The sequence below is a fragment of the Streptomyces sp. NPDC091280 genome (genome assembly GCF_044768565.1).
Lineage (GTDB): Bacteria > Actinomycetota > Actinomycetes > Streptomycetales > Streptomycetaceae > Streptomyces.
Map to the genome: position 1 here is coordinate 454897 of NZ_JBIVUZ010000007.1, position 10820 is coordinate 465716.

10 protein-coding genes are annotated in these 10820 nt (G+C 71.6%); 7 read left to right on the top strand and 3 right to left on the bottom strand.

The annotated features are described in order from the left end of the window. The 3 genes from ACIQPR_RS23205 to ACIQPR_RS23215 all read right to left on the bottom strand — a co-directional run bounded on the left by ACIQPR_RS23205 (position 1) and on the right by ACIQPR_RS23215 (position 3246). The gene (locus ACIQPR_RS23205; protein ID WP_403651255.1) at positions 1-2337 is read right to left on the bottom strand and encodes a SpoIIE family protein phosphatase; all 2337 of its coding nucleotides are present in this window, start codon (positions 2335-2337) and stop codon (positions 1-3) included. Positions 2338-2401: 64 nt separating this feature from the next. After that, entirely contained in the window at positions 2402-2869 is a 468-nt protein-coding gene (locus ACIQPR_RS23210; protein WP_403651257.1) for a peroxiredoxin, read from the bottom strand. Beyond that, positions 2866-3246: a DoxX family protein gene (locus ACIQPR_RS23215; protein WP_403651259.1), complete on the bottom strand. Its 381-nt coding sequence runs from the start codon at positions 3244-3246 to the stop codon at positions 2866-2868. The genes ACIQPR_RS23210 and ACIQPR_RS23215 overlap by 4 nt, the downstream gene beginning before the upstream one ends. A gap of 135 nt (positions 3247-3381) precedes the next feature. On the opposite strand from ACIQPR_RS23215, the gene ACIQPR_RS23220 reads away from it, so the two are divergent. The 7 genes from ACIQPR_RS23220 to ACIQPR_RS23250 all read left to right on the top strand — a co-directional run bounded on the left by ACIQPR_RS23220 (position 3382) and on the right by ACIQPR_RS23250 (position 10820). Beyond that, positions 3382-4548: an acyl-CoA dehydrogenase family protein gene (locus tag ACIQPR_RS23220; protein ID WP_403651261.1), complete on the top strand. Its 1167-nt coding sequence runs from the start codon at positions 3382-3384 to the stop codon at positions 4546-4548. After that, positions 4549-5316, top strand: a complete 768-nt coding sequence (locus ACIQPR_RS23225) for an SDR family NAD(P)-dependent oxidoreductase (RefSeq protein WP_403651263.1) — start codon at positions 4549-4551, stop codon at positions 5314-5316. Positions 5317-5360: 44 nt separating this feature from the next. Beyond that, positions 5361-6215, top strand: coding sequence for a FadR/GntR family transcriptional regulator (locus ACIQPR_RS23230; RefSeq protein ID WP_403651265.1), 855 nt, complete (start codon positions 5361-5363; stop codon positions 6213-6215). 95 nt (positions 6216-6310) lie between these two features. Then, positions 6311-7111: an enoyl-CoA hydratase/isomerase family protein gene (locus tag ACIQPR_RS23235; RefSeq protein WP_403651267.1), complete on the top strand. Its 801-nt coding sequence runs from the start codon at positions 6311-6313 to the stop codon at positions 7109-7111. A gap of 2 nt (positions 7112-7113) precedes the next feature. Continuing rightward, positions 7114-8085, top strand: a complete 972-nt coding sequence (locus tag ACIQPR_RS23240; RefSeq protein ID WP_403651269.1) for an acyl-CoA dehydrogenase family protein — start codon at positions 7114-7116, stop codon at positions 8083-8085. Continuing rightward, on the top strand, positions 8082-9221 hold the full coding sequence (locus ACIQPR_RS23245; protein ID WP_403651271.1) for an acyl-CoA dehydrogenase family protein: 1140 nt from the start codon (positions 8082-8084) through the stop codon (positions 9219-9221). The genes ACIQPR_RS23240 and ACIQPR_RS23245 overlap by 4 nt, the downstream gene beginning before the upstream one ends. Positions 9222-9236: 15 nt before the next feature. Continuing rightward, the gene (locus ACIQPR_RS23250) at positions 9237-10820 is read left to right on the top strand and encodes a FadD3 family acyl-CoA ligase (protein WP_403651273.1); all 1584 of its coding nucleotides are present in this window, start codon (positions 9237-9239) and stop codon (positions 10818-10820) included.

A 10820-nucleotide genomic window follows, 5' to 3' on the forward strand; every position in this document is an offset into this window, starting at 1 on the left:
TCAGTCGGGCGGCAGCGGCTGCTCCGCCCAGATGGTCTTGCCGCCGCCGGTCTGTCTGCTGCCCCAGCGCTGGGTGAGCTGGGCGACGAGGAGCAGTCCGCGTCCGCCCTCGTCGTAGGCGTGGGCGCGGCGCAGATGCGGTGAGGTCGAACTGCCGTCGGAGACCTCGCAGATGAGGGCGCGGTCGCGGATCAGGCGGAGCTGGATGGGCGGTTGGCCGTAGCGGATGGCGTTGGTGACCAGTTCACTGACGACGAGTTCGGTGACGAAGGCCTCCTCCTCCAGTCCCCACGCGGCGAGTTGGTCGGTGGCGGCCTGCCGGGCTCCGGCCACATGGGCGGGGTCCGGTTCGATGTCCCAGGTGGCGACGCGGTCGCCGCCCAGGGCGCGGGTGCGGGCCAGCAGCAGGGCCACGTCGTCGCTCGGTTCCTCCGGCATCACGGCCTTCAGCACCGAGTCGCAGAGCGCGTCCAGGGATTCGGCGGAGGCGGTGAGCGCGCCGCACAGTTCGGCGGTGGCGTGGTCGACGTCGCGGTCCCGGTCCTCGATCAGACCGTCCGTGTACAGCGCCACGATCGCACCCTCCGGCAGCTCCAACTCCACTGCCTCGAAAGGGAGTCCGCCGACACCGAGGGGCGGTCCGGCCGTCATGGGGACGATGCTCGCACTTCCGTCGGGCAGGACGAGCGCGGGCGGCGGGTGTCCGGCGGCGGCCATGGCGATACGGCGCGACACGGGGTCGTAGACGGCGTAGAGGCAGGTCGCGCCGAGTTCCGCGACCTCGTCGCCGGTGTCGTCGGTCGCGAGGTGGGTGACCAGGTCGTCGAGGTGGGTGAGGAGTTCGTCGGGCGGCAGGTCCACGTCGGCGAGGGTGCGCACGGCCGTGCACAGGCGGCCCATGGTCGCCGAGGAGGCGATGCCGTGGCCGACCACGTCACCGACGACGAGGGCGACCCGGCTGCCGGAGAGCGGGATCACGTCGAACCAGTCGCCGCCGATGCCCGCGAGCGAACCGGAGGGCCGGTAGCGGTGGGCCACCTCGACCGCGGCCTGTCCGGGCAGGCCTCTGGGCAGCAGGGTGTGCTGCAACGCGAGGGCGGTGCTGCGTTCGCGGGCGAAGCGGCGGGCGTTGTCGATGCAGACGGCGGCCCGGCTGGCCAGTTCCTCGGCGAGTACGGCGTCGTCCTCCGCGTAGTCGTCCGGGTGCGCCATGCGGACGGCCACCGCGACACCGAGGGTGGTGCCGCGCGCCCGCAGCGGCACCGCCATCATCGAATGGACGCCCTCGCGGTACGAACGGCCTTCCGGGGAGCGGGCGTTGCGGTCCTCCACCCAGCGGACGAAGTCGGGTTCACCCGCCTGGCCGCGCACCGCCCGTCCCTCGCGCAGGGCCCGTACGGGCGGTGAGGAGACCGGGTAGACATCGGCCTGGCCGAGGGGCACGGCGGCGTCCGGGGCGCCCTCGGTGACGGAGCCGTGGGCGACGCGGCGCAGCACGATCTCGCTGTCCGGGTCCTGCGGCGGTTCGTCGGCGCCGAGCACCCACGGCAGCAGGTCCACGCTGGCGAAGTCGGCGTAGCGCGGCACGAGCAGCTCGACCAGTTCCTCGGCGGTGCGCACCACGTCGAGAGTGGTGCCGATGCGGGTCGCCGCCTCGTTGAGCAGGGCCAGCCGCTGCCGGGCGAGGTACTGCTCGGTGCTGTCGAACGCGGCGAGGGCGACCGCCGTCAGCTCGCCGGAGGGGTCCCGGAGGGGCCACATCTCGATGCTCCAGGCGTGTTCCCGGTTCATGGCGGGGGCGCCCGCCCAGCTGTCGTAGCGGACGGGTCTGCCCGTCTCGACGACCTGGCGCAGATTGCGGAGGAAGCCCCGGCTGTGTTCGGCGTCCTCGACGCTCTCGGGGAAGTAGCGGCCGAGGAGGACGTCCTCCGGGACTCCCATCACGCGGCAGGCGGCGTCGTTGAGGCGGAGGTAGCGCTGCCGGGTGTCGAAGACGGACAGGGACATCGAGGCCTGTTCGAAGGCCCGCGCGGCGAGGTCCGGTCCGGGTGCGGGGGTCTCGGCGGTGAGGACGTAGCCGTCCGGCGCGCCGTCCGCGCCGAGCACCGCGCAGGCCCGCAGGTGGACCGGGAGCGGGGAGCCGGCGCGGTGTCGCAGGACCACCGGGCCCGCCAGCGCGGCCAGGACCGCGGCGGCGGGGGGTTCGGCGAGCAGTGCCGCGGCCGGCCGGCCCACGGCCTCCTCGGCCGGGTATCCCGTCAGCGCGCGGGCGCCCTCGCTCCACCCCCTGACGATGCCCCGGGCATCGACGACCGCCGTGGCGCAGGCCTGCTCCATATCGTCCAGGATGGTCCCTGTACGGCGCCGCATCAACCGCGATACGGCATTTGCGGCCCCGGTGTCACTTCCGGTGGGCGCGCAGGGCGGCGAGGGCGCGGTCGGCGTGGGTGTTCATCCGCAGTTCGCTGGAGACGACCTCCAGGACGGTGCGGTCCTCGCCGATGACGAAGGTGGCCCGCTTGGTGGGTGCCAGCGAGAAGCCGCGCTTGACCCCGAACAGCGTCCGGACGGTGCCGTCGACGTCCGAGAGGAGCGGCATGCCGAGGGTGTTCTTCCCGGCGAACTCGTTCTGCTTGTCGACGGTGTCGCCGCTGATGCCGACGGGCCGGGCGCCGACGGCCGCGAACTCGGCGGCCAGATCGCGGAAGTGGCAGGCCTCGGCGGTGCAGCCGGGGGACAGGGCGGCCGGGTAGAAGAAGAACACCACGGGCCCTTCGGCGAGCAGTTCCGTGAGGCTGCGTTCCGTGCCGGTCTCGTCCGGCAGCGTGAAGTCCTCGACCTTGTCGCCGACGTTCAAGCGATCACTCATGACCGTTCCTCCCCATTCTTCGCGACCTTGCGTGCCCACAGTACGAGGGGCACTTGAAGGGGCAGCCGGCCGAGGGCCACCGCCTTCTGCGGGGCCGGGCGGTCCCGCCAGTCCAGCGCCATCTGCGCGTTGGCGGGGAAGACGCCCACGAAGAACGCCGCCGCGGCGAGCGCCGCCGTGCGCCGGGTGCGCGGTACGGCGATCCCGGCGGCCAGCGCCAGTTCGACGGCGCCGCTCGCGTACGTCCAGGACCGGGGTGATCCCGGCAGGGCGCGCGGGACGATCGCGTCGAACTGTCTCGGTGCGGCGAAGTGGGCGACTCCCGCGGTCGCCAGCAGACCGGCGAGCAGCAGGGACGAGCGTTCGGACCGTGGCACGGTTCCTCCTCCAGTGGCCTGCCGCGCGATATTACTCGACGGTAAGCGGCCGGCTGTCACCCCCTCGGCGGACCTCTACAGTTTCGGTCTGACCTTTGATATGTTTCGCATCCTAAACGGAGAAGGGTTCCGTGCATGGACTTCGAACTGACCGAGGACCAGGAAACGATCCGCAAGTCCGTGGCCGGACTGCTGCGCGACTTCGACGACCAGTACTGGATGGAGAAGGACCAGGCGCACCAGTTCCCGACGGAGTTCTACGAGACCGTCGCGGGCGGCGGCTGGCTCGGCATCACGATCCCGGAGGAGTACGGCGGCCACGGCCTCGGCATCACCGAGGCGAGCCTGCTCCTCGAAGAGGTGGCACGGTCGGGCGGCGGCATGAACGCCGCCAGCGCCATCCATCTGTCCATCTTCGGCATGCATCCCGTGGTGGTGCACGGCTCCGAGGAACTGAAGCGGCGGACACTCCCGCGCATCGCCGACGGTGACCTGCACGTCTGCTTCGGCGTCACCGAGCCCGGCGCCGGGCTCGACACGGCGAGCATCACGACGTACGCGCGACGCGAGGGCGACCACTACGTCGCGAGCGGCCGCAAGGTGTGGATCTCCAAGGCGATGGAGTCGGAGAAGATCCTCCTTCTGACCCGCACCAGCAGGGCCGACGAGGTCGCGAAGAAGACCGACGGGATGACCCTGTTCCTGACGGACATCGACCGCGACCGGATCGACGTCCGGCCCATCCCGAAGATGGGCCGCAACGCCGTCACCTCGAACGAACTCTTCATCGACGACCTGCGCATCCCCGTCGAGGACCGCGTCGGCGAGGAGGGCCAGGGCTTCCGCTACCTCCTGGACGGCCTCAACCCGGAGCGCATGCTGATCGCGGCCGAGGCCCTCGGCATCGGCCGGGCCGCGCTCGACAAGGCCGTCCGGTACGCGAAGGAGCGGGTCGTCTTCGGCCGCCCCATCGGCATGAACCAGGGCATCCAGTTCCCGCTGGCGGACTCCCTGACCCGCCTCGACGCCGCCGAACTCGTCCTGCGCAAGGCGACCTGGCTCTACGACAACGGGAAGCCCTGCGGGCGGGAGGCGAACACCGCCAAGTACCTGTGCGCGGACGCCGGGTTCACGGCCGCCGACCGGGCGCTCCAGACCCACGGGGGCATGGGCTACTCCGAGGAGTACGGCGTGTCCCGCTACTTCCGCGAGGCCCGCCTCATGCGCATCGCGCCGATCAGTCAGGAAATGATCCTGAACTACCTGGGATCGCACACGCTGGGACTCCCGAGGAGCTACTGAATGACCGACAGCACAGGGCTGTTCGACCTCACCGGCCGCTCGGCGCTGGTCACCGGCGCCGGGGGCGGCATCGGTTCCGCGGTCGCCGAGGCGCTGGCCCGCGCGGGTGCCGCGGTGCTGGTCACCGACGTGGACGGGTCGGCCGCGGCGGCCGTCGCCGAAAAGCTCACCGCCGCGGGCCTGACGGCCGACAGCGCCGCCCTCGACGTACGGGACCGGGCCGCGGCCGACACGGCGGTGGCGCGCGCGGCGGCGCTCGCCGACGGGACACTGCACATCCTGGTCAACAACGCCGGGGTGATCGCCCCGGCCATGTTCGACAAGCTGGAGGAGGAGGCGTTCCGGCGGGTCCTCGACATCCATGTGATGGGGAGCTTCCACTGCGCGCAGGCCGCGCTGCCGTTCCTGCCCGAGGACGGCAAGGGGCGGATCATCAACGTCACCTCCTCGGCGGGCCTGGTCGGCACGCTGGGGCAGGTCAACTACTCGGCGGCGAAGGCCGGAATCATCGGTCTGACGAAGTCCCTGGCACGTGAACTGGCGCGCCGGCACGTCCTCGTGAACGCGCTCGCCCCGCTGGCGGCCACGCCCATGACGCGGACCATCCGGACCGACGAGAGGTTCGCGGCCCAGATGCTCGCCCGGATCCCCCTGGGCCGGTGGGCGGAGCCCGCCGAGATCGCGGGGAGTTTCGTGTTCCTGGCCTCGGACGCGGCCTCCTTCATCACCGGTCAGGTGCTGCCGGTGGACGGCGGCATGGTGATGTGAGCGGCGGCTCGGTGAGATGACAGGGGGCGGGCGTGCTGTGTTGAATGGTTCAGCCAAAGTGGCCGAAGAGCGCGGCCCGCGACGAGAGGCCCGAACCTGTGCAGAGCGCCGAACACCCTTCCCGCACCGCCCGGGGGCGCGCCGCGGCCGGTGCGCCCCGGCCGCGCTTCGATCCGCTCACCGTCCCCAAGGCGTCGGACGTGCTGGCGGCCGAGGTGCGCGAGCGGATCCTCTCCGGGGAGTTCACCGAGGGCATGGCGCTGCCGCCGGAACGCCAACTGGTCGAGCAGACGGGACTGAGCCGCGCGACGGTCCGCGAGGCGCTGCGCGTCCTGGAGGTCGAACGGCTCCTGGAGATCAGGCCGGGGCGCGGGGGCGGCGCCTTCGTGCACCGGCCCGGCCGTGAATCGCTCGCCAGCACCGTGCGGCTGGTGATCCGGGGACAGCGGATCCGGCTGGAGGACCTGCACGAGACGCGCGAGGCGATCGAGCCGGCGTGCGCCGCGCTGGCCGCCAGGCGCCGCACCGACGCCGACCTCGCCGAACTGGACGGCGCGCACGAGGAGTTGGTCGCGGCCGGGGACGACATCCAGCGGTTCCTGCGCGCGAACGTCCACTGGCACAACGCCGTGGCACGGGCGGGCGAGAACGAGCTTCTCATCGGTTTCATGAGCGCCCTCTCGCAGTCGATCCACGCGGCCACCGACATCGAGCAGTTCATGGACGCGGACATCCGCGAGCTCACGGCCCGTGCGCACGCCCGGATCACCGAGGCGATCCGGGACCGCGACAGCGAGGCGGCGCTGCGACGGATGACCCGCCACGTGTGCGGCTTCGCCCGGGCGGCGGCCGAGGTGGACCGCCGGGACGGCGTGGAGCTGACCGATCCCGGGAACTGAATCCGAGAAGCGAACCCATCCATGATGAGAATGTGATTCTCTTCTTCGTGCAACACCATTGACAGTTTCGGTCTGACCTTTAATACCATCACGGTATGAGCAAGGTGAGTTCCGCGCTGACCGTGGCCGCCGACGGAGACGTCCGCATCGTCACCCTGAACCGCCCCGACCGGCTGAACGGCGTGTCCGAGGAGCTGCACCGGCGCCTGTCGGAGGTGTGGCGCGAACTCGCGGACGACCCCAAGGCCAGGGCCGTCGTCCTCACGGGCGCGGGACGGGCGTTCAGCGCCGGCGGCGACTTCGACCATCTCCTGCGCCACCACACCGACCCGGAGCTGCGGGAGCGGTCCATCCGGATCGACCGCACCATCCAGACCGAGATGATCCGCTTCCCGCTGCCGGTGATCGCCGCCGTCAACGGCCCGGCGGTGGGCCTGGGATGCAGCCTCGCCCTGGCCTGCGACCTCGTACTGATCGCCGAGGACGCCTACTTCGCGGACCCGCACGTGTCGGTCGGCCTGGTGGCGGGCGACGGCGGGGTCACCCTGTGGCCGCTGCTCACCAGCCTGCTGCGGGTCAAGGAGTACCTCTTCACCGGCGACCGCATCCCCGCGGCCAAGGCGGTCGAGTTCGGCCTCGCCAACCGCACGGTCCCGCCCGACGAGCTGATGCGCGAGGCGCTCGCCCTGGCCCACCGGCTCGCCGCCCAGCCCGCCGAGGCCCTGCGCGCCACCAAGCTGGCCCTCGCGGCGGTCGTCGAGCAGGTCTCGCGCGGGGGCATGGAGGCGGCCCTGATGGCCGAGCGGGCCACGATGACCAACCCGGACCACATCCGCATCATCACCGAGCTGGCGGCCCGCGCCGAGCGGCGCGCGAACCCCCCTGAGGAGCGCTGAGCGTGGACCGCGAGGAGTTCGCCCTCGTCCGCGAGACGGTGCGCTCGCTGGCACCCCGGTACGGCGTGACCTCGGCCGACGAGGTGAAGCCGGCGACCCGCACGGCCGCCCAACAGGCCCTGGACGACATGGGTCTGAGCGAGCTGCGACGCTCCACTCCCCCGGCGGCGACCACCCAGGAGTGCGCGCTGCTCGCGCAGGACCACGGCCGCCACCCGCTCACGACGTCCCTGCTCGGTACGGTCCTGCTCGCTCCGGAGCTGCTCCGGCTGCTCGGCGACGACACCTCGCCAGGAACGCCCACCGTCGCGCTCACCCGCGAACTCCGCTTCCCAGATACGGAGTTCGCGGACCTCGTGGCGTGGGACAGCGAGGGAGCCGACAGCGCGCTGTGCGTCACCGCCGACGGGACCGTCTCCCGCGTCGGGTTGGGTCCGGCGGCACCGAGCACGGACCTGGTCCGCTCGGTGCGCGCGGTGCCCTCCGATGCCCCGGTCCAGGTCCTCGGCCGGCTGACCGCACCGGACCGGCTCCGCTGGGAGGCCTACGCACTCGTCCTCGTGACCGCCGAACTCGTGGGCGCGGCGGGCTCGTTGCTGGAGCAGGCGGTCCAGTACGCCCGCGTCCGCCGCCAGTACGGGCGGACCATCGGCTCCTTCCAGGCCGTGCAGCATCTCCTCGCGGACGCGACGGTCCTGGTGGAGGCGGGCACCAGTGTCACGCACTACGCGGCCTGGAGCCTCGACAACGAACCGCCGGAACGGGCCCTGCGGGCGGCGCGCGTCGCCAAGGCGGAGGTCAACTCCTCGGCGCTGGAGGCGGTGTACGCCGGGATGCAGGTCTTCGGCGGCATCGCCCAGACCTGGGAGCACATCGCGCACCTGTATCTGCGCAAGGTCCGCCTGGGCGCGACGCTGCTCGCCACGACGGACGACCTGCTGCCCGCGCTGGCCGCACCGGAGGTGCCGCGATGACCGACACCCCGCTGGACTTCGGCGACCCGGCCGACCTGGACCGGCTGCGCCGGGAGTTCCGTGCCTGGCTGGCCGAACACCCGCTCCCCGAACGGCAGTCGGGCGAACCGGTACCGGTGTTCCTGCACCGCTGGCACCAACTGCTGCACTCGGGCGGCTGGGTCGGCCTCGACGTCCCCGAGCGGTATGGCGGCCGAGGCCTGACCGCGCTGCACCAGGTCGCGATCAGCGACGAACTCGGTGCCTGCCGGGCCCCGGGCGTCCCCCGGATCGGCTATCTCGCGCACGCCCTCCTGGAGTTCGGCTCGGAGGAGCAGCGACTGCGTTTCCTGCCGAGGATGTTGGCCGGTGACGACGTGTGGTGCCAGGGCTTCAGCGAACCGGGCGCCGGCTCCGACCTGGCGGGCATGACCACCTTCGCCGCGCGGCACGACGGCCACTACACGGTGCGCGGCCAGAAGCTGTGGACCAGCTACGCCCAGTACTCCGGCCTGTGTCTGCTGCTGGCCCGCACCGACCGCGCGGCACCGTCCCACCGGTCGATCTCGGCGTTCGTCCTGCCCCTGGACCGCCCAGGGGTGACGGTACGGCCGCTGCGCGCGGCCAACGGCGACGACGAGTTCTGCGAGCTGTTCCTCGACGACGTCCGTATCGAGGAGGCCGAGCGGGTCGGCGCCGAGGGCGTCGGCTGGGCGCTGGCGATGACGACGGTGTCGTACGAGCGCAACGCTCTCGACACCGGGCACATCTCGAAGTACGGGCTGCTCGTGGAGCGGTTGCGGCGCCATGCCTCGGAGCACCGGGGGTCGCTGCCCGACGGGCTGTTGTCGCGGATCGGGCGGTGTGTCGTGGACTACGAGGTCCTGGTGGCGCACGCCCGCCGCCGTACCGCCGAACGGCTCGCCGGGAAGGTCGCCGGCCCGGAGTCGTCCGTCGACAAGCTGCTGATGACGAGGACCGAACAACGGCTCTACGACACGGCCCTTGAGGTGTTCCCGGCCGAACTGGCTTCGGAGGGCGGCGAGTTGTTCGGCGACTACCTCTACTCCCGAGCCGCCTCCGTCTACGGCGGCACGTCGCAGATCCAGCGGAACATCATCGCCAAGCGGATCCTGCATCTCCCTTCGAACGGCTAGCCCTGGAGCCAACTGATGCGCTACGACGAGGAATTCCTGAGCATCCCGCACGTCATCAGGCTCGCGGCCGAACGGTTCGGGGACGCCACGGCACTCATCGACGGGGACCGCAGGTGGACGTTCCGGGAGCTGGCGGAGCGGATGGTCGACGCGGTCCGCGCGACCGTCGCGCTCGGCATCGAGCCCGGGGACCGGGTCGGGTTGTGCGCCCCCAACTCGGCGGAGTGGATCTTCGCCGCGCTGGGCATCCACGGCGCCGGGGGCGTGCTGGTGCCGCTCAACACCCGGTTCAAGGCGCGGGAGATCTCGTACATCCTGCGGAAGTCGGGGGCGTCCGCCGTGTTCGCCTCGCCCTTCCTCGGCAACGACTACATCGGCGAACTCCGCAAGGCCGATCCGGATCTGCCGGCCCTGCGCAGGACGGTGTCCGTGCTCGGCCCGCGAGGAGCCGCCGAACTGGCCTGGGACGACTTCCTCCGCGCGGGAGAGGGCGTCCCCGCGTCGGCCGCCCACGAGTCGATCGGCCGCCTGACGCCGGACGACGTGTCCGACGTGATGTTCACGTCCGGCACGACGGGCCACCCCAAGGGGGTGATGCTCACGCACGGCCAGTCGCTGCGCGCCTATGGGTGGATGGCCGAGGAGTACACGTTCCGGGCCACCGACACCTTCCTGGTGATCCCGCCGTTCTTCCACTGCTTCGGCTACAAGGCGGGGTGGCTGGCCTCCCTGATGCACGGGGTGACCGTCATTCCCATGGCCGTCTTCGACGCGGGCCGGGCCCTGGACCTCATCGCCCGCGAGCGGGTGAGCATCCTCCTCGGGCCGCCGACGATCTTCCACGACCTGGTCAACCACCCGGACCGCGCCGCACACGACCTGACCTCGCTGCGGGTCTCCATGACGGGCGGGACGACGATCCCGGAGTCGCTGATCCGCGCCATGAAGTCGGAGTTGTCGTTCGACATCGTGATGAGCGCCTACGGCCTCACCGAGTCCACGGCGCTGGTGACCACGACGAGGGTCGGTGACGCGGAGGAGACGGTCGCCCGCACCACGGGACACGCCATCCCGGACGTCGAGGTCCGCATCGTCGCCGACGACGGGCTCGACGTCCCGATCGGGCTCGACGGCGAGATCCTCGTGCGCGGCTACAACGTCACCCGCGGCTACTGGGACGACCCCGAAGCGACCGCATCGACGATCGACGCCGAGGGCTGGCTGCACACCGGGGACATCGGACGGCTCGACGACGACGGCAACCTCGCCGTCGTCGACCGCAAGAAGGAGATGTACATCGTGGGCGGCTTCAACGCCTATCCGGCGGAGATAGAGAAGCTGCTGCTCGGCTGCGCGAGCGTCCAGCAGGTCGCCGTGATCGGCGTTCCCGACGAACGCCTCGGCGAGGTCGGCTGCGCCTTCGTGGTCGCGCCGCCGGACCGCGCCCCGACCGAGGCCGACGTCATCGCCTGGGCGCGGGAGCACATGGCCAACTTCAAGGTGCCCCGGCACGTCCGCTTCATCGGTCAACTCCCGCGCAACGCGAGCCAGAAGGTGCTGAAGGACGAACTCCGCGCCGGCTTCACGGCCGTGGGCTGA

What these genes read in the sequence shown, in the direction of transcription:
- ACIQPR_RS23205 (WP_403651255.1), bottom strand. Translation starts at nt 2,337, where the DNA reads ATGGAGCAGGCCTGCGCCACGGCGGTCGTCGATGCCCGGGGCATCGTC.
- ACIQPR_RS23210 (WP_403651257.1), bottom strand. Translation starts at nt 2,869, where the DNA reads ATGAGTGATCGCTTGAACGTCGGCGACAAGGTCGAGGACTTCACGCTG.
- ACIQPR_RS23220 (WP_403651261.1), top strand. Translation starts at nt 3,382, where the DNA reads ATGGACTTCGAACTGACCGAGGACCAGGAAACGATCCGCAAGTCCGTG.
- ACIQPR_RS23225 (WP_403651263.1), top strand. Translation starts at nt 4,549, where the DNA reads ATGACCGACAGCACAGGGCTGTTCGACCTCACCGGCCGCTCGGCGCTG.
- ACIQPR_RS23230 (WP_403651265.1), top strand. Translation starts at nt 5,361, where the DNA reads ATGGTTCAGCCAAAGTGGCCGAAGAGCGCGGCCCGCGACGAGAGGCCC.
- ACIQPR_RS23235 (WP_403651267.1), top strand. Translation starts at nt 6,311, where the DNA reads ATGAGCAAGGTGAGTTCCGCGCTGACCGTGGCCGCCGACGGAGACGTC.
- ACIQPR_RS23245 (WP_403651271.1), top strand. Translation starts at nt 8,082, where the DNA reads ATGACCGACACCCCGCTGGACTTCGGCGACCCGGCCGACCTGGACCGG.
- ACIQPR_RS23250 (WP_403651273.1), top strand. Translation starts at nt 9,237, where the DNA reads ATGCGCTACGACGAGGAATTCCTGAGCATCCCGCACGTCATCAGGCTC.